An 18,205-nucleotide genomic window follows, 5' to 3' on the forward strand; every position below is an offset into this window, starting at 1 on the left:
GCCCAAAGCCTCCGGCAGATGTCACGAAATCGGAAAGGAGTTCTTTGGGATGTTAGCCTAAAATCATCGCATCCAGGCGATGACGGCTAACTGACCTGCTTTGGTAAAAACGCCACGTCCTGTGGCATTACCGAAATGACCGACATCGTGTCGGCCCTCGTGCAGGCCTAAGCGCAAAGCCGATTCCGGACGCAATTTTGCCGAGGCATAATTGATTAAAAAGGGGATTAAAGAAAAATGACGAAAATAGCATTTATTTTTCCAGGCCAAGGTTCTCAAGTAGTTGGGATGGGGCAAGAGTTTATTGAGAATTCGGCAGAAAGTAAAGCATTTTATGAGCGTGCAAATCAATCACTTGGCTTTGAGCTATCTAAGCTTATGCTAGAGGGACCGGCTGAGGAGTTAACATTAACTTACCATGCTCAGCCTGCACTCCTAGCTACAGGTGTGATGGTTGCTGAAAAATTACGTGCAGCAGGTATTATGCCGAATTATGCAGCTGGACATTCACTTGGGGAATATGGCGCATTAGTAATCGCTGGTGTGTTATCGTTTGAGGATGCCGTGTCTGTTGTGCATAAGCGTGGACTTTATATGAATGAAGCTGTACCTGCAGGGCAAGGCGCTATGGCTGCCATTCTAGGGATGGAGCTTGAGGCACTGCATGCAGTAACTGAAAAAGTATCTGCAGCAGGTGATCCAGTTCAAGTTGCAAATGTAAACTGTCCTGGACAAATTGTTATTTCTGGCACAAAGGAAGGCGTTGAAAAAGCTTCTTTAGCGGCTAAGGAAGCTGGTGCAAAACGAGCAATTCCTTTAGTTGTTAGTGGTCCATTCCATTCAGAGTTAATGCGGCCATCATCTGAAAAGCTAAGAGAAGCATTGGCTGATATATCATTGTCAGTTCCGCAAATTCCAGTAGTCGGTAATGTAATGGCGGAAGAGCTAGAGGATATTCCGGCTATTCAACATGAACTAGTAGAACAAGTATATAGTGCTGTGCAATGGGAAGCATCTGTGCGTGAAATGATTTCGCAAGGTGTGGATGTCTTTATTGAATGTGGACCAGGCAAAGTATTGAGTGGATTAGTGAAAAAAATCGATCGATCTGTCACGACATACTGTGTTTATGATGAAACATCTTTAGAGGTTGTACTAGAAGCATCGAAGGAGTGGACGATTAATGCGTAAATTAGAGGGTAAAGTAGCTGTTGTAACTGGTGCTTCACGTGGAATAGGACGTGCTATTGCATTAAAGCTTGCTAATGAGGGTGCTAAAGTTGTCGTAAACTACAGCGGTTCGCAAGCCAAAGCAGAAGAAGTTGTCGCAATGATTCAAGAAAATGGTGGCGAGGCAATAGCTGTACAAGCAAGTGTTTCAAAAACAGAGGAAGTTACAGCGTTAATGGATGCAACAGTGAAAACATTCGGCTCGCTTGATATTTTAGTAAATAATGCGGGGATTACACGTGATAACTTGTTAATGCGTATGAAAGAAGATGAATGGGACGATGTGTTAGATACGAACCTAAAGGGCGTTTTCCTTTGTACAAAAGCAGTAACACGTCAAATGATGAAGCAACGTGCAGGCCGTATCATTAATATTTCATCCATTGTCGGTGTAGCTGGTAATGCGGGGCAAGCTAATTACGTAGCTGCAAAAGCAGGTGTTATTGGATTAACTAAAACGACTGCTAAGGAATTAGCATCACGTAATATTTTAGTAAACGCTATTGCACCAGGCTTTATCGAAACTGAAATGACTGATCAGCTACCAGAAGATATAAAGCAAGGTATGCTTACGCAAATTCCGCTAGCAAAACTTGGGCAGCCTGAGGATATCGCAAAGGCTGTAACTTTCCTAGCTTCAGATGATGCTAACTATATGACGGGGCAAACGTTACATATAGATGGCGGCATGGTCATGTAATTTCAATTAGTCATAAATAATGTTTTTTTGTATAATCATTTGAGGGGAGGTGAATGTTTTGACTACAGTATTAGAACGCGTAACAAAAGTAATCGTGGACCGTTTAGGTGTTGAGGAAAGTGAAGTTACTCTAGAAGCTTCTTTCCGTGATGATTTAGGTGCTGACTCATTAGACGTAGTTGAGCTTGTAATGGAGCTTGAAGACGAATTCGATATGGAAATTTCTGATGAAGATGCTGAAAAAATCTCAACAGTTGGTTCTGCAATTTCATACATCGAAAGTAAAATCAACTAATGCGTTTTAACTTTATTTAGCAGAAATTAATCACCTCTAGCGGTGCTGACATGGCTGCGGTCATTTTACAATAAAAGTTTATGATTCAATAAAGTTAAAGCCTTTGGCAGAAATGACTCTCGCTTCTCTTTCATGTGAAGAGCAGAAAATGCTAAGGTGTATTTAAAAAAGGGACGAAATGGTTCGTTGTGCGAACTGTGAACGTCCCTTTTTTTTATTTTGGAAAAAAATTAAATGATTAAACTTCCAAAACATTGCATTTAAGCCGAAATACTTTTGCATAAATGCCTTGAAAAAGGTACACTTAAACGGTAGAAACTATTAGGAAGGCAGATTGTTCAATGGCTATGAAAAGAAAAGGAACTATGCAGAAATCTGGCGTGCTTCCTGAAAAAGTACGCAATCAATTCGAGCTGTTACAGCATGAATTAAATATCACATTTAATAATAAAAATTTATTGTATCAAGCATTCACGCATTCATCTTATGTGAATGAGCATCGCCGTAAATTGTTTACGGATAATGAGCGTCTTGAATTTTTAGGAGACGCAGTACTTGAACTGTCTGTTTCTAAATACCTTTTTGAGAAATACCCTAATATGAGTGAGGGTGAGCTGACGAAGCTACGAGCATCCATAGTATGTGAGCCATCACTTGTTATCTTTGCAAATGAATTAGGTTTTGGCCGCTTTGTATTACTCGGAAAAGGTGAGGAATTAACAGGTGGACGGGAACGCCCAGCGCTACTTGCAGATGTATTTGAGTCATTTGTCGGCGCCCTTTATTTAGATCAAGGCTTACAAACGGTTGTGTGCTTTTTAGAACGAATCGTATTCCCGAAAGTAGAAGTCGGTGCTTTTTCGCATGTGATGGATTTTAAAAGCCAATTGCAAGAAATGGTGCAGCAAACAAATAATGGTCTTCTTCATTATGAAATTGTTGATGAAAAGGGTCCAGCGCATAACCGTACCTTTGTATCGAGCGTACTGTTGAATGGACAGGAGCTTGGAATTGGTCGTGGGAAATCAAAAAAAGAAGCCGAGCAGCAAGCAGCGCAATGTGCAATGCGTACGATGCGTGAACGCACTGCAAAAGAGGAGGCTTAATAGATGTTCCTAAAACGACTCGAAGTGATTGGCTTTAAATCTTTTGCGGAGCGCATTGGAATTGATTTTGTACCCGGTGTTACAGCAGTGGTTGGACCAAATGGCAGTGGGAAAAGTAATGTCACTGATGCCATTCGTTGGGTACTTGGGGAGCAATCGGCAAAGTCGTTACGTGGGGCAAAGATGGAGGATGTTATTTTTGCTGGGAGTGACTCACGTAAGCCACTAAACTTTGCAGAGGTAACGCTTATTTTAGATAACACAGATGAACAGCTTGCTTTTTCATATACAGAAGTAAGCGTAACAAGACGCGTATACCGTTCAGGTGATAGTGAATATTTACTTAATAACCAGCAGTGTCGCCTGAAGGATATTACGGACTTGTTTATGGACTCGGGACTTGGGAAAGAGGCCTTCTCCATTATTTCACAAGGCCGTGTCGATGAAATTTTAAATAGCCGACCTGATGACCGTCGTTCAATTTTTGAAGAGGCAGCTGGCGTGTTAAAGTATAAACTAAGAAAGAAGAAGGCAGAGCATAAACTTGTTGAAACAGATGAAAATTTGTATCGTGTTTTAGATATTTTACATGAGCTAGATAGTCGTCTGGAGCCGTTAGAAATTCAGGCATCAAGTGCAAGAGATTATGTGCAAATGTCAACAGAGTTAAAGGATTTTGATATTGCCATCCTTGTGCACGATTTAAAAAATTGTGCACAATCTTTGCATGCTCTAAAAACTGAGTACACAGAGCTTTATGAAACAGAGCAAAAACAAGCTCATCATATTTCTTCGATAGACAAGCAAAATGCCGGTATTCGTAAGCTTTTAAAAGAGCTAGATGATTATTTAGATACTACTCAGGCTGAGTTTGTTAATGCAACGATGGAGGTAGAGCGTTGGGATGGTCGTAAAGCGTTAATGGCTGAAAAGCGACAAAATGCTTCTAATCAACTACTTCAATTAAATACGGCATTACAAGAAGCAAAAGATGAGGTTGAGTCTCTTATAGCTCAAGAGCAAGAGAAAAAAGAGTTGTTTGGTGAAAAGCAGCAAGAGGTATCAGAGCTGAAACAAAGCATTAAGCAATTAGAACAATCTTTAAATCGCTCTGTTTCTGAAATTGAACAAGAAATTGAAGAACAAAAAAACCGATATATCGACTCTTTAAACGAAGAAGCAACGGTAAAAAATGAATTAAAAAATATTGAACAACAAATAGTGCAACAAAAAGCGATGGCGGCACGAATGTCAGGTCAAACGGATGAAATCGGGCAAGAACTTTCGCAAGTTTTAGCGGAAAAAGAAAAGCTAGTTGTTGCTCATGCTACAACAACAAGCGAATTACAGGACAAGCTTGAGCAATATGAAGCATTGCAAATACAGCTTAAGAATGTGAATGCATCGTTTAATGAAAAGCAGGATATGCTTTATAAAGCTTATCAGCATCAGCAGCAACTTAAGGCTAGAAAAGATACGTTAGCTGAACTAGAAGCCGATTTCTCTGGGTTCTTCCATGGAGTAAAAGAAGTATTATTAGCGCGTGATAAAGGTGAATTAGCTGGTATTGAGGGAGCTGTTGCTGAATTAATTCAAGTGGATGGGAAATATTCGCAGGCTATTGAAACAGCATTAGGGGCAGCCTCTCAGCATATTGTGACAACCGATGAACGATATGCTCAACAGGCGATTCATTGGTTAAAACAAAAGAGAGCTGGACGCGCAACATTTTTACCGAAGACAGTTATCAAGTCACGAAAAATTAATCTATCTATGATTCAGCTAGCTACTGAGCACCCAGCATTTGTTCAAATGGCTGATGCACTTGTCACGTTCGGTGAAGAGAACCGTACAATTGTCGAGAACCTCCTTGGCAATGTCATCGTCGCATCAAGTTTAGAAGGTGCAAGTCAAATTGCTCGATTATGCGGGTTTAGATATCGTGTTGTAACACTTGATGGTGATATCGTCAATGCAGGTGGTTCATTAACAGGTGGTGCAACGAAGCAACAATCTTCACTTTTTACAAGGAAAGCAGAATTAGATGGTTTAGTAGTAAAGCTAGAATCGTTGGAAGCATCTATTTATAGTGCTGAACAGTCTGTCACGGATGAAAAAGAGAAGCTTGCCGTATTGCGAGACAAAGTAGAGCAATTGAAACTTGACGGTGAACAACTACGAAAAGATGAAATGCAGCAAGCGAGTCGTATTCGTGAGTTAGAGGTTGTCGAGAAAAGCTTATCTGCCCGAGTATCTTTTGCTTCTAATGAAACGCAAGATGTAAAAACGCGTGAAGAAGCATTATTAGCTCAAAAGGAAGCGGCCACGGAGCGTTTAACGGCATTATCGACAGAGTTGTTAGAAATAAATGAAACAGTGGAACAACTAAGTAAAGTGAAGCTACAAAGTGAATCGGAAAAAGATGTACTTCGTGAGCAGTCAGCAGAAAAACGCTCGCAGTTAGCGGTAATGCAGGAGCAAATGTCACAAGTGCAAATTGCTACAGCAGAGTTAGCCCTACAATTAAACAAAGCTCGTCAAAAAGTCGACAATATTTCTCAGGAAATAATCTGGCTTCAATCTGATGAATCGACAAAACTTTTAAGCGATGAAGAAGTGGATGAGCAAGTTGCTACGTGGAAAGTGAGCAGGGATTCGCTGCAAGATACTATTTCACAGAAAAAAGATGAAAAAGTAGCACAACAACAAGAGCTTACTACTTTAGAAGAACAGCTGAAAGAATTGCAACGTACGCATAAAGGTTATCTTGAGGCGATCCGTGCAAATGAATTGAAACGAAGTCGCGTAGAATTCGAAATCAATAATTTCAATGAACAGCTAGAAGAAAATTATCAGCTAACTTTTGAGGAAGCTGAAGAGTTAGCTCTAACCATTGAAGATGAAGAGCATATGCGACGTCGAGTGAAATTACTGAAGAAATCTATAGAAGAGCTTGGTCCGGTTAACTTGAGCGCCATTGAGGAATACGATCGGGTACTTGAACGCCATTCATTTTTAACTGAGCAGCGTGAAGATTTACTTGCTGCACAGGAAACATTACATGAGGCTATTAAAGAAATGGATGAAGAAATGACGCTGCGATTTAGTGAAACATTCTATGCCATTCGAGAGCAATTTAAACGTGTATTCCGTGAATTGTTTGGTGGAGGTCAGGCAGATTTAGTGTTATTGGACCCTCAAAATCTGCTTGAAACAGGTATAGAAATTGTAGCTCAACCACCAGGGAAAAAATTACAAAACCTAAGTTTGCTTTCAGGTGGTGAACGTGCACTAACTGCAATCGCTTTATTATTCTCCATTCTAAATATACGACCTGTACCTTTCTGTATTCTCGATGAGGTAGAGGCGGCTTTAGATGAGGCAAATGTCGTTCGATATAGCCAATATTTGAAGAAGTTTAGCCGTAATACGCAATTTATTGTAATCACACATCGTAAAGGAACGATGGAGGGAGCCGATGTGCTGTATGGTATTACAATGCAGGAATCTGGTGTATCTAAACTTGTATCAGTAAAATTAGAAGATGAACCCGTACTTGCGGAGCAAAGGAGCGAACAAGCATGAGTTTTTTTAAACGGTTAAAAGATAAATTAGTAGGCAACCCAATCGAGGAAGAAAAAAAGGTAGAAGAGACTAATGAAGAAGAAGTTGCTGAACAGAAGGAAGACGAAGCAACTGAGCCTGCTCAAACGGAGGCAACTGTAGAGGAAGCTGAAAAAGTTGAGGAAGTTTCTGTAACCGAAAGCTCAATTGAAACAGAAATTACTGAAGAAATTGACCATGAACAACTTGAGCAACCAGAAGTGCAAGAAGTCGCAATAGTGGAAGAACCAGTAGAGGAGAAAAAGCCTTCTGCATGGTCTATTACACAAAAGTTCAAGGCTGGACTGGAAAAAACGCGTAATTCATTTACTTCAAAAGTGAATGATCTAGTTGCTCGTTATCGAAAAGTGGACGAAGATTTCTTTGAAGAATTAGAAGACTTGTTATTACAGGCAGACGTTGGCTTTGAAACAGTAATGGAGCTAATGGATAAATTACGCTTCGAGGTTCAGCGTAAAAATATCAAAGATACAAACGGAATTCAAACGATTATTTCTGAAAAACTTGTGGAAATTTATGAGCAAGGAGAAGAAGATTTAATCGAACTTAATATACAACCTGAAGGGGAGCTTACTGTCATTTTATTCGTTGGGGTAAACGGTGTTGGGAAAACGACTACTATCGGTAAACTTGCCCATCGTCTAAAATCACAAGGTAAAACAGTTGTTTTAGCGGCAGGTGATACTTTCCGTGCTGGTGCCATCGACCAATTACAAGTTTGGGGAGACCGTGTTGGCTGTGAAGTGATTAAACAATCGGAAGGCTCAGATCCAGCAGCGGTTATGTACGATGCTATTCGTGCAGCGAAAAACCGTAAAGCAGATGTGCTGATTTGTGATACAGCAGGGCGCCTGCAAAATAAAGTGAACTTAATGAATGAGCTTGAGAAAGTACATCGAGTAATCTCTCGAGAGATACCGAATGCTCCGCATGAAGTACTATTAGCGTTAGATGCAACAACAGGTCAAAATGCACTTGTTCAAGCACAAACATTTAAGGAAGCTACAAATGTAACAGGAATCGTTTTAACAAAGCTTGACGGCACTGCTAAAGGTGGTATTGTTCTTGCTATTCGAAATAAATTACACATTCCTGTGAAGTTTGTAGGTCTTGGTGAAAAGATGGATGATTTACAACCATTCGATGCAGAACGCTATGTGTATGGTTTATTTGCGGATGGTTTAGATAAAGAATTACAAAATAATGAGAATTAACAAATAATTGTTAATTGAAGCGCTCGTCTGTGCAGGGGAATCGCGTTGTTTAAAAGGGAAATACTAGCTATAGGTGAAAAACGCCTAAAAAGCAGTTAATTAAGGCTTTTAGACAAGGAGATTACCTTGACACAGACGGGCGCTTTTCGATATGATACAAATGACTAATAACGGGAGGAGAAACATTCGATGCTACTTGAAAAAACAACACGCATGAACTTTCTCTTCGACTTTTATCAGGCATTATTAACAGATAAGCAACGAAGTTATATGGAGCTATATTATTTAGATGATAACTCGCTTGGAGAGATCGCTGAATCGTATGGAGTTTCACGCCAAGCTGTTTATGATAATATTCGTCGAACAGAAGCGATGCTTGAAGAATATGAAGAAAAACTATGTTTATTGGAAAAATTTCAACAACGTACACAAATGCTTGCGCAGCTAACAGCAGGGATTACAGAACAAAGTATGACAGGTGAAGAGCAGTTGGCGCTTATAGAACAGTTGAAAGAATGGGATTAGGAGGCGAAAGCAATGGCTTTTGAAGGATTAGCGGAACGACTCCAAGGAACGATCCAAAAGATTAAAGGTAAAGGTAAAGTATCGGAACAAGACGTTAAAGAAATGATGCGAGAAGTCCGATTTGCTTTAATCGAGGCGGATGTTAACTTAAAAGTTGTCAAAGAATTCGTTAAAAAGGTCAGTGAACGTGCTGTCGGCGTGGATGTTATGCAAAGCTTAACGCCAGGTCAGCAAGTTATTAAAATCGTACAAGACGAATTAACAGAATTAATGGGTGGCGAGCAAAGCCCGATCAAATTTAATACAAAGCCACCGACAGTTATTATGATGGTCGGATTACAAGGTGCCGGGAAAACGACTACTACTGGTAAATTGGCAAATGTGTTACGTAAAAAATATAATCGTAAGCCATTGCTAGTTGCTGCTGACGTTTATCGTCCAGCGGCTGTTCAACAACTACAAACATTAGGAAAGCAGTTATCTTTACCTGTTTTTGCGTTAGGTACTGATGTATCTCCAGTAGAAATCGCACGACAGGCAATAGAATTGGCCAAAGAAGAACACCATGATGTTGTCATAATTGATACAGCGGGGCGCTTGCATATCGATGAAGAATTAATGCAAGAGTTAAAAGATATTCGTGCGTTAAAAGAGCCGGATGAAGTGTTCCTAGTTGTAGATGCTATGACAGGTCAGGATGCTGTAAACGTGGCAGAAAGTTTTAATGAAGCAATCGGTATTACAGGGGTTGTTTTAACAAAGCTTGATGGTGATACACGTGGTGGTGCAGCGTTATCAATTCGTTCCGTTACGCAGAAGCCGATTAAATTTGTCGGTATGGGTGAGAAGATGGATGCGCTAGAACCTTTCCATCCAGAGCGTATGGCGTCTCGTATATTAGGTATGGGTGACGTTTTATCGCTTATTGAAAAGGCTCAGGCAAATGTTGATGAAGCTAAGGCTAAAGAACTAGAGGAAAAATTTAAAACTCAGAGCTTTACATTTGATGATTTTGTTGAGCAATTGCAGCAAGTAAAGAAAATGGGTCCACTCGATGAAATTTTGAAAATGCTACCAGGGGCTGGTAAAATCAAAGGCTTAGACAATGTTAAAGTTGATGATAAGCAAATGGGCCGCGTAGAAGCGATTATTTATTCGATGACACCTGCTGAAAAGACGAATCCGGAAATCATTAATGGTAGCCGTAAAAAGCGCATAGCGAAGGGTTCTGGGACATCAATTCAAGAGGTAAATCGTTTAATAAAGCAATTTGATGAAATGAAAAAAATGATGAAGCAAATGACAGGCATGGCAAGTGGCAAAGGAAAGAAAAAGATGAAACTACCAGGCTTCGATTCATTGTTTAAATAATAATTTTTAGGTGTTAAGAAAAAACACTTTACAAACAACCTAAACATTGATAATATACTATCTTGTGTGAAACTTATTCGGAGGTGCTATTAAAATGGCAGTTAAAATTCGCTTAAAACGTATGGGAGCTAAAAAATCTCCTTTCTATCGTATCGTAGTTGCAGACGCTCGTTCACCACGTGACGGTCGTTCAATCGAAACAGTTGGTACTTACAACCCACTAACTCAACCAGCTACTGTAAACATCGATGAAGAGAAAGCTCTTAAATGGTTAACTGACGGTGCAAAACCATCAGATACAGTACGTAACTTGTTCTCAGAACAAGGAATCATGGAAAAATTCCATAACCAAAAATTCAGTAAATAATCGGGGGCGACGTCTTTGAAGCAGCTGATTGAAGCAATCGTTTTACCGTTAGTCGATTATCCAGAAGAAGTTCGTATTGAGACGGATGAAAATGCAAATCGAATTGTTTATAAACTTTTTGTTCATCCAGAGGATCGAGGGAAAGTCATAGGCAAGCAAGGGCGAGTAGCGAAAGCAATTCGTACAATTGTTTATTCAGCGGCGGGTAGTCACCATCAAAAAAAGACCTACGTCGATATATTGGATTGATAGAAAAGATTTTCACGCTCTTTTACATGCAACAAGCACTGGAGAGTCCTGATAGGTATGTTTACATGCATTAGGAATTCGAAGTGGCTTTGAGGTAAAGCGGAAAATCTGGACTACAAAGGAAGGAGCTTGCCGGTTCCTTCCTTTTTTCATTATCATCATTACTTTGAGAAGTAATTGAACATAATGACATTAAGGGACTTCTTAGCTATAACATCGTCCGCCAAAAGTTAATCTGCTACTTTAGGTGAAAGTGAGAGAAGGTTACTTTTGTTATGGCTAGCTAGTAGCTTGACGGGGATAGGCATGTTTAGCAATTGTGTACTGTGCGAAAGAGATGTGACAGCACAATTATGTCAAGGCGAAATTCATACGAGGTGAGATTTGAATGGAATGGTTTAATGTAGGTCGTATTGTCAATACACACGGTATTCGCGGTGAGGTGCGTGTGTTATCAACAACAGACTTTGAAGATGAACGCTTCGCAGTAGGAAATAAGCTTGCGGCGTTTAAAAAAGATGATAAAAAGCCAACATGGGTAACGATTGAATCAATGCGTCGTCATAAAAACTTCATTTTATTAACTTTTGAAGGCATGAATAACATTAACATTGTTGAACCTTTTAAAGAGGGAATGCTTAAAATTACGAAGGATCAAATGACAGATGATTTATTAAAGGAAAATGAATATTTCTTCCATGAAATAATTGGCTGTACAATTGTATCTGAAGAAGGCGAAACAATCGGAATAGTGGCCGATATTCTTCAAACAGGTGCAAATGATGTATGGGTAGTCAAGGGTAGTAAAAAAGAGCATTACATCCCATATATCGAAGACATCGTCAAGGAAATTGATGTGGATGAGAAGAAAATTGTGATCCATGTAATGGAAGGCTTGTTATGATGAATATCAATGTGTTAAGTCTATTTCCTGATATGTTTACAGGCGTTTTTGGTGCATCCATATTAAAGAAAGCACAGGAAAAAGATGCTGTAAAGCTAGAAGTAACTGATATCCGTGGGTTTTCGGGTAACAAGCATAATCAAGTAGATGACTATCCGTATGGCGGTGGTGCAGGCATGGTATTAAAACCAGAGCCGATGTTTAGCGCTGTCGAGTCTATTACAGCAGGAAGAAATCCTCGTATCATTTTGATGTGTCCACAAGGTGAGCGTTTTACTCAAAAGAAGGCAGAAGAGCTAGCGCAAGAACAAGAACTAGTATTTTTATGTGGTCATTATGAAGGTTATGATGAACGCATTCGCCAACATCTTGTTACAGACGAGATTTCAATTGGAGATTTCGTATTAACTGGTGGCGAACTAGGGGCTATGACGGTTATAGATAGCGTTGTACGACTTCTGCCGGGGGTTTTAGGACAAGAGGATTCCCACATACAAGATTCGTTCTCAACAGGCCTTCTAGAGCACCCACATTATACACGACCTGCTGAATTTCGCGGAATGAAAGTACCTGATATTTTACTATCGGGCAATCATGCGAAGATTGAGCAATGGCGCGAGGAAGAATCTTTGAAAAGAACGTTCGAACGTCGTCCGGATTTACTCGAGAATTATCCGTTAACAGATAAGCAAAAATTGTATTTAGAAAAACTTAAAAACAATAATAAAGATGCTTGATTGCTATCTATATTTATGATAACATCTAATCTGTACTTCTATGTGGAGTACTGAATTACGGTGTTCCGCTGTGGCATAGATTGCGTGCAAGAGCATCTGTCTAAGGAGAGAAAACAATGTCAAACATTATTACAGAAATTACTAAAGCTCAGCTTCGCACTGATCTACCATCTTTCCGTCCAGGTGATACTGTTAAGGTACACGTGAAAGTAGTAGAGGGTACTCGTGAACGTGTCCAAGTATACGAAGGTGTAGTAATTAAACGTCGTGGTGGCGGTATTAGCGAAACTTTCACAGTTCGTAAAATTTCTTATGGTGTAGGTGTTGAACGTACATTCCCTGTACACACACCAAAAATCGCTAACTTAGAAGTTGTACGTCGTGGTAAAGTACGTCGTGCTAAACTTTACTACCTACGTAACCTACGTGGTAAAGCTGCTCGTATTAAAGAAATTCGATAATTATGACTTAAAAGTGAGGGGCTTGTACAACAAGCCCCTTTTCTTTTTGCTTGTCATCTTAAATAGCTATCAACTAAAATGGGGATAGACAAGGGGGCAATTCTCGATGGAAAAACAGGTTAAGGAAAAGAATGAACTATGGGAATGGACTAAGGCACTTCTAATTGCATTTGCGATTGCAGCGATTATTCGTTATTTTTTATTTACACCTATTGCAGTAGATGGAGAGTCCATGATGCCAACCCTTGAAGATGGCGATCGTATGATTGTGAATAAAATTGGTTATAAAATAGGTGAACCAAAACGTTTTGATATTGTTGTATTCCACGCTCCTGAAAAGAAGAACTATATTAAACGTGTTATTGGTCTACCAGGAGATACTTTGGAATATAAAAATGATCAATTATACATTAACGGTGAACCGATAGACGAACCTTATTTAGATGCTTACAAATCAGAAATTACAGAAGGTACTTTAACAGAGGATTTTAAGTTAAGCGACATTGATGTAAAACTAAAAGATGGAATTCCAAAAGGTTATGTTTTCGTTATGGGAGATAATCGTCGATATAGTAAGGATAGTCGTCATATTGGACTTGTCGATCAGAAAGAGATTATTGGTAATACAAGTCTGATTTTCTGGCCGTTTAGTGATATTAAAATTGTAAAGTAATTCTTGAAAGGGAGGGCTAAATACTCCCTTTTTCTTTTAGTTTAGGAGGTATAGATATGACTATACAATGGTTTCCAGGGCATATGGCAAAGGCCCGCAGAGAAGTAACAGAAAAATTAAAGCTCGTTGATATTATATTTGAATTAATTGATGCACGTTTGCCTCTATCTTCCCGAAATCCAATGATAGACGAAGTGATAAATCAAAAACCACGTCTTCTTATTTTAAATAAATCTGATATGGCAGATGAGCATGAAACACGTAAGTGGGTAGAGTACTTTGCAAAACGTGGTCATAAGGCAGTAGCAATCAATTCTCTTGAAGGCAAAGGATTACAGCAGGTGACAAAGGCTGCTCAAGAAATATTGAAAGAAAAATTTGACCGTATGAAGTCACGTGGGATGAAGCCAAGAGCTATTCGCGCAATGATTGTTGGCATTCCTAACGTAGGGAAATCGACGCTAATTAATCGTCTTGCAAAGAAAAATATAGCCAAAACAGGTAATACGCCAGGGGTAACTAAGGCTCAGCAATGGATAAAGGTTGGGAAGGAGCTTGAATTACTCGATACGCCAGGTATTTTATGGCCGAAATTTGAAGATCAAGAAGTAGGCTTCAAATTAGCCCTAACAGGTGCTATAAAGGATACTATAACGAATATGGAGGATTTAGCTGTATATGGTCTACGCTTTTTATCCATTCATTATCCAGCACGAATGGAAGAGCGCTATGGGTTCCAGTTTGTACATGAAGATTTAGTTGAAACTTTCGACCATATCGGTAAACTTCGTCGTGTGTTCGGTCCTGGTGGAGAAATCGATTATGATCAAGTAGCTCAACTAATCGTTCGAGATATTCGTGGTTTACAATTAGGCAAATTAACATTTGACTTTGTTGACGAACAACTTGAAAAAGAAACAGAGCAGCAATAAAGAAAACTGTCATACTCACGTCATAAATCGTGAGCGTGACAGTTTTTCTTTTAGGAATACTTCTTCTTGCCGATAAATGATATAGAGCATGAAAAAGAAGTTATAATTATTTTGGGATTAGCGTCCTTCTATAATGGATGTGCATTCAAGTACATATTGTGGAACACGCCAAAACGTTAAGACGTTTCCTTAGCCTGAAAGGAAAAAATTAACGATTAACTGTAAGAACCAAAAAGGGAGTAAATAGATGAAAACGATTAAAGAAATTACAGCAGCTTTGAAGGAAGCAGAAGAATGGCAGGACTGGATGACCGATGTAGAGACGGACGAGCGTGCCGGTGTGCAAAAGGCTTGGCTAAGCTGGAAAAAGCGTCAAGATAAAAAACAACAGCTACTACAGGAACATCAAGCAAAGATCGATTTCGATCAAAGTTACGGGGGAGAAGATGGCTTCATTGCAGGGGTAGATGAAGCAGGACGTGGACCGTTGGCAGGGCCAGTAGTAACAGCTGCTGTTATTTTACCTGCAAACTGTGAAGCGCTAGTTGGATTAGATGATTCAAAGCAATTATCAAAAGATAAACGCAGTGCCTACGCTGCTTTAATAAAGGAGCATGCATTAAGCTATTTTATCCATTTCCAATCAGCGCAACAAATTGATGAATTAAATATTTACGAAGCGACGAAGCAATCGATGAAGACAAGTGTAGAATCGTTATCTATGAAACCTAATTATGTGCTAGTAGATGCTATGACGCTACCAATCTCTATTCCGCAGGATTCAATCATTAAAGGAGATGCGAAAAGCCTAGCTATTGCAGCGGCGTCAATATTGGCGAAAACAGCTCGAGATGATTATATGGAACAACTGGATGAGGAATTCCCTATGTATGGTTTTGCTCAGCATGCGGGATATGGAACGAAGCAGCATTTATTAGCACTGGAAGAATACGGTGCGACTATTCATCATCGCAAATCATTTGAGCCGATAAAGTCAATGCTTTAACTTCTTTCCAGCAAATGTCCAAACATTCGCTAAAGTAGAGGAAATTCAGTCTAAGAACGCCACGTCCTGTAGCATTACCGAAAAGACTGAAATCGTGTCGGTCCTCGTGTTGTTGCTGACGCTTCGCTTTCGCACAGCTAAAAACATGTTGCTGACGCTACATTAGCACTGCGCTTTCGCACAAAAAACATCTGCAGGCCTTAGCACAAAGCTGATTCCGAATGCAATTATGCCGAGGTATAATTGATTGTATTTTGAAAACATAATAGCATACAAAAAAAGGCACATCATCAAAAATGATATTTGCTAAAATGATCACGTTCATAAGTTGATTGGAGCTCCGATTGAACGCCCCAAGCAAAGCGCCCAGTCGGAGCGTAAATCGACCCCACGCTATATATTGATGAGCCAAATAAAAATAGAAGCCAATTACGCCAAGGAGTAATTGATGAAAGGAGTATGTATATGACAGCCACATCTTTTAATCCGATTCAAATGCAACAAGCTGCTATAACCTCAGCTAATCAGCCACTTACTTTAAACCAAGGACAAATATTTCAAGGAACAATCAAACAATTATATCCAGATCAAATGGCAGAAATACAGGTTGGTCAACAAAAGTTTATTGCAAAACTCGAAGTGCCGCTAAAAGCAGGTGATGCGCATTTCTTTCAAGTAACTGGTACAAGCCCACAAACCGAACTAAAAGTTGTTACGGGTCCTATGGAGCAAATGGCTTCCCAAAGTCAACAGATTAATCAGTTACTTGAATCAATGAATTTACCTAAAACAGCTGAATCACAGCAGCTACTAGCTCATTTTATGAAGGCGCAGCTTCCGATTTCAAAAGAGCAGCTGATGCAGGCAGAAATGTGGTTAAAGGCATTACCGGAGGGCGTAACCAAAATGGATGCCCTGCAAGCCATTCAAAAAATGGTAGAGTTTAAAATGCCAATGACAAATGATGTTTTTCAAGCTCTTCTAAGTGGACAAAAAACTGCAGGCATGGTTTCCATAATGGAAAACTTTACACAGTTTTTAACGAAGGATATAGCTTTACCAGAAAACCTTAAGCAAAATCTAATGCAACAAATACAAGCAATTGCAAAGCCTTTTGAAGTAGAAACAGGTAGTTTAGTCCTTGCTAAGTCCATACAAATATTAACTAATAGTGCGGCTTCTATGAGTGAAAAGATTCAAGCTATGAATAGTTTAAAAGAGGCGGGGATATTACCTCAGCAGGCAACCTTGCAAAATTGGTCGAGCCTTAGCGATGTAAAGCCTGTACAGTCAAATCAGTTGCAACAAGCTGGAGAAGTTATTCAAACAATTTTAACGACAAAATCTGACAATACTCATCATCTTGTTGATCAGCTTAGATCATGGACAGCGAATCAAAGCTTGTTAACTAATGAACAAAAGCAATCATTAAATGTACTTATCGATCGATTTAAACAGCTACCAGCAACTAAACAAACGCTAGAGATTTTTGCAAAACAAATGCAAGAAAACCTTATAAATGCATTTGCAGAAAATTCTTCGGCGCGTTTATTTACACAAGACGCTAATGCTCTTTCAGTGAAAGACCATTTATTATCACTTTTAAAGCATGAAGCAACTACTCCGCTACAAAACGAAGCATTTATGCGAAATCTCATGAGAAATAGTGTTGAATCCCCGCAAGCGATGATTCAGCAAATTGTTACACAAGCGGATGCTCATGTACAAAATTCTATGGACAGTAAAGCAATGGAACATGCGCTTAAAACGGTATTAAAAAATTTAGGAGTTAGCTATGAAGCGACTCTTAGTAACAAGTCAGCTGATTTACAGCAGATTGCACATCAATTAAAACCGCAATTACATACATTATTGCAGGAAGCGCATGTTACTCCGCAACTGAAGGAAGCTGCAGAAATGTTAATGGCACGTATGAATGGTATGCAGCTAGCATCAGGGGAAAATGGGCATCAGCATCAGCTTATTATGCAAGTACCATTAGAATTTTTCGGCAAGAAAATGGATGCAACATTACAGTGGAATGGGCGTATGAAAGAAGACGGTAAAATTGATGCCAATTACGCGCGCATATTATTTTATTTACAAATGGAATCTATGAAAGAAACCGTTATTGATATGCAAGTTCAAAACCGTGTCGTTTCTGTGACAGTATTTAATGAAAATAATGATATTATTCCGCTTGCAGAACCACTAAAAGCAGCGTTAAAAATAGGATTAGCTGAAAAAGAATATCAACTTTCAGGCGTTTTTATTAAACAATTTGAGAAAGCCCAACCTGAAAAAAAACCTGTAGTAGGACAGCAGGAGGAACATAGTGGGGTGGATTTTCGCATATGAGTGAAGAAAAATTTACTCGAAAAGAGGCTATTGCTCTCACATATAAGTTAGGTCGTTTTGATACTCCAACGGTAGTAGCAAAAGGAAAAGGGAAAGTAGCAGAAAATATATTAGCGCGCGCGAATGAGCACGATGTCCCGATTTATGAGGATCCTAACCTTGTTCAATTACTCGGACAATTAGATTTAAATGAGTCAATTCCTGAAGAATTATACGAAGCCGTCGCTGAGGTTTTTGCATTTATTTATCGTTTAGATCAACAACATGCGCAAAAATATAGAAAAAATAGAGAATTCTGATTTTCGGAAATATCTGTTTTAGTACACAAAGTAGATAAAATCGTCATATTTTTATGTAAAAAACGAATAAAAGACAAGGTATAGACTTTATCAGAATCTTTCGTTAGAATAGATTATGTTAGTAAAACAATTTTGCAAATGTTTGATGGGAGGA

18 protein-coding genes are annotated in these 18,205 nt (G+C 39.2%); all 18 read left to right on the forward strand.

Features of this window, described 5'->3' with window-relative positions:
• The first annotated feature begins 237 nt into the window (after nt 1–237).
• A complete protein-coding gene (gene fabD / locus AC3WSO_RS06020) occupies nt 238–1,191 on the forward strand; it encodes an ACP S-malonyltransferase (protein WP_492529548.1) in 954 nt (317 codons plus the stop codon).
• The gene (fabG, locus tag AC3WSO_RS06025; protein ID WP_386826821.1) at nt 1,184–1,930 is read left to right on the forward strand and encodes a 3-oxoacyl-[acyl-carrier-protein] reductase; all 747 of its coding nucleotides are present in this window, start codon (nt 1,184–1,186) and stop codon (nt 1,928–1,930) included. Before fabD ends, fabG begins: the two co-directional genes overlap by 8 nt.
• 58 nt (nt 1,931–1,988) lie before the next feature.
• Complete coding sequence (acpP, locus tag AC3WSO_RS06030; RefSeq protein WP_068983180.1) at nt 1,989–2,225, forward strand: acyl carrier protein; 237 nt, start codon at nt 1,989–1,991, stop codon at nt 2,223–2,225.
• 341 nt (nt 2,226–2,566) lie between these two features.
• Complete coding sequence (gene rnc, locus AC3WSO_RS06035; protein ID WP_492529550.1) at nt 2,567–3,331, forward strand: ribonuclease III; 765 nt, start codon at nt 2,567–2,569, stop codon at nt 3,329–3,331.
• Nucleotides 3,332–3,334: 3 nt separating this feature from the next.
• Nucleotides 3,335–6,916 (forward strand): chromosome segregation protein SMC, encoded by a 3,582-nt coding sequence (smc, locus tag AC3WSO_RS06040; RefSeq protein WP_492529552.1) that lies wholly within the window; start codon nt 3,335–3,337, stop codon nt 6,914–6,916.
• Complete coding sequence (ftsY, locus tag AC3WSO_RS06045) at nt 6,913–8,169, forward strand: signal recognition particle-docking protein FtsY (RefSeq protein WP_492529554.1); 1,257 nt, start codon at nt 6,913–6,915, stop codon at nt 8,167–8,169. The genes smc and ftsY overlap by 4 nt, the downstream gene beginning before the upstream one ends.
• A gap of 189 nt (nt 8,170–8,358) precedes the next feature.
• Complete coding sequence (locus AC3WSO_RS06050) at nt 8,359–8,694, forward strand: putative DNA-binding protein (protein ID WP_492529556.1); 336 nt, start codon at nt 8,359–8,361, stop codon at nt 8,692–8,694.
• Between the two features lie 12 nt (nt 8,695–8,706).
• Nucleotides 8,707–10,065, forward strand: coding sequence for a signal recognition particle protein (gene ffh / locus AC3WSO_RS06055; protein ID WP_492529558.1), 1,359 nt, complete (start codon nt 8,707–8,709; stop codon nt 10,063–10,065).
• Between the two features lie 94 nt (nt 10,066–10,159).
• Entirely contained in the window at nt 10,160–10,432 is a 273-nt protein-coding gene (gene rpsP / locus AC3WSO_RS06060) for a 30S ribosomal protein S16 (protein WP_053483320.1), read from the forward strand.
• Between the two features lie 15 nt (nt 10,433–10,447).
• Nucleotides 10,448–10,681, forward strand: a complete 234-nt coding sequence (locus AC3WSO_RS06065) for a KH domain-containing protein (RefSeq protein WP_004269410.1) — start codon at nt 10,448–10,450, stop codon at nt 10,679–10,681.
• A 388-nt stretch (nt 10,682–11,069) separates the two neighbouring features.
• Nucleotides 11,070–11,585: a ribosome maturation factor RimM gene (gene rimM / locus AC3WSO_RS06070; protein ID WP_492529560.1), complete on the forward strand. Its 516-nt coding sequence runs from the start codon at nt 11,070–11,072 to the stop codon at nt 11,583–11,585.
• The gene (gene trmD, locus AC3WSO_RS06075) at nt 11,585–12,322 is read left to right on the forward strand and encodes a tRNA (guanosine(37)-N1)-methyltransferase TrmD (RefSeq protein WP_492534263.1); all 738 of its coding nucleotides are present in this window, start codon (nt 11,585–11,587) and stop codon (nt 12,320–12,322) included. The genes rimM and trmD overlap by 1 nt, the downstream gene beginning before the upstream one ends.
• A 116-nt stretch (nt 12,323–12,438) precedes the next feature.
• Nucleotides 12,439–12,783 (forward strand): 50S ribosomal protein L19, encoded by a 345-nt coding sequence (rplS, locus tag AC3WSO_RS06080; RefSeq protein ID WP_079560440.1) that lies wholly within the window; start codon nt 12,439–12,441, stop codon nt 12,781–12,783.
• Nucleotides 12,784–12,889: 106 nt separating this feature from the next.
• Nucleotides 12,890–13,456 carry a signal peptidase I gene (gene lepB / locus AC3WSO_RS06085; RefSeq protein WP_492529562.1) on the forward strand — a complete coding sequence of 189 codons (567 nt, stop codon included), beginning with the start codon at nt 12,890–12,892 and terminating at the stop codon, nt 13,454–13,456.
• A gap of 56 nt (nt 13,457–13,512) precedes the next feature.
• Nucleotides 13,513–14,388, forward strand: a complete 876-nt coding sequence (gene ylqF / locus AC3WSO_RS06090) for a ribosome biogenesis GTPase YlqF (RefSeq protein ID WP_492529564.1) — start codon at nt 13,513–13,515, stop codon at nt 14,386–14,388.
• A 247-nt stretch (nt 14,389–14,635) separates the two neighbouring features.
• The gene (rnhB, locus tag AC3WSO_RS06095; RefSeq protein ID WP_492529566.1) at nt 14,636–15,394 is read left to right on the forward strand and encodes a ribonuclease HII; all 759 of its coding nucleotides are present in this window, start codon (nt 14,636–14,638) and stop codon (nt 15,392–15,394) included.
• A gap of 465 nt (nt 15,395–15,859) precedes the next feature.
• Nucleotides 15,860–17,752 carry a TP0910 N-terminal domain-containing protein gene (locus AC3WSO_RS06100; protein ID WP_492529568.1) on the forward strand — a complete coding sequence of 631 codons (1,893 nt, stop codon included), beginning with the start codon at nt 15,860–15,862 and terminating at the stop codon, nt 17,750–17,752.
• The gene (locus AC3WSO_RS06105; protein ID WP_492529570.1) at nt 17,749–18,051 is read left to right on the forward strand and encodes an EscU/YscU/HrcU family type III secretion system export apparatus switch protein; all 303 of its coding nucleotides are present in this window, start codon (nt 17,749–17,751) and stop codon (nt 18,049–18,051) included. Before AC3WSO_RS06100 ends, AC3WSO_RS06105 begins: the two co-directional genes overlap by 4 nt.
• Nucleotides 18,052–18,205: the final 154 nt, after the last annotated feature.

Source organism: Lysinibacillus sp. EB106-09-02-XG168 (assembly GCF_058791475.1).

Bases quoted from the DNA above. Each gene is read 5' to 3' on its own strand.
- fabD (WP_492529548.1), top strand. From the start codon at position 238: ATGACGAAAATAGCATTTATTTTTCCAGGCCAAGGTTCTCAAGTAGTT.
- fabG (WP_386826821.1), top strand. From the start codon at position 1,184: ATGCGTAAATTAGAGGGTAAAGTAGCTGTTGTAACTGGTGCTTCACGT.
- rnc (WP_492529550.1), top strand. From the start codon at position 2,567: ATGGCTATGAAAAGAAAAGGAACTATGCAGAAATCTGGCGTGCTTCCT.
- smc (WP_492529552.1), top strand. From the start codon at position 3,335: ATGTTCCTAAAACGACTCGAAGTGATTGGCTTTAAATCTTTTGCGGAG.
- ftsY (WP_492529554.1), top strand. From the start codon at position 6,913: ATGAGTTTTTTTAAACGGTTAAAAGATAAATTAGTAGGCAACCCAATC.
- AC3WSO_RS06050 (WP_492529556.1), top strand. From the start codon at position 8,359: ATGCTACTTGAAAAAACAACACGCATGAACTTTCTCTTCGACTTTTAT.
- ffh (WP_492529558.1), top strand. From the start codon at position 8,707: ATGGCTTTTGAAGGATTAGCGGAACGACTCCAAGGAACGATCCAAAAG.
- rpsP (WP_053483320.1), top strand. From the start codon at position 10,160: ATGGCAGTTAAAATTCGCTTAAAACGTATGGGAGCTAAAAAATCTCCT.
- rimM (WP_492529560.1), top strand. From the start codon at position 11,070: ATGGAATGGTTTAATGTAGGTCGTATTGTCAATACACACGGTATTCGC.
- trmD (WP_492534263.1), top strand. From the start codon at position 11,585: ATGAATATCAATGTGTTAAGTCTATTTCCTGATATGTTTACAGGCGTT.
- rplS (WP_079560440.1), top strand. From the start codon at position 12,439: ATGTCAAACATTATTACAGAAATTACTAAAGCTCAGCTTCGCACTGAT.
- lepB (WP_492529562.1), top strand. From the start codon at position 12,890: ATGGAAAAACAGGTTAAGGAAAAGAATGAACTATGGGAATGGACTAAG.
- ylqF (WP_492529564.1), top strand. From the start codon at position 13,513: ATGACTATACAATGGTTTCCAGGGCATATGGCAAAGGCCCGCAGAGAA.
- rnhB (WP_492529566.1), top strand. From the start codon at position 14,636: ATGAAAACGATTAAAGAAATTACAGCAGCTTTGAAGGAAGCAGAAGAA.
- AC3WSO_RS06100 (WP_492529568.1), top strand. From the start codon at position 15,860: ATGACAGCCACATCTTTTAATCCGATTCAAATGCAACAAGCTGCTATA.
- AC3WSO_RS06105 (WP_492529570.1), top strand. From the start codon at position 17,749: ATGAGTGAAGAAAAATTTACTCGAAAAGAGGCTATTGCTCTCACATAT.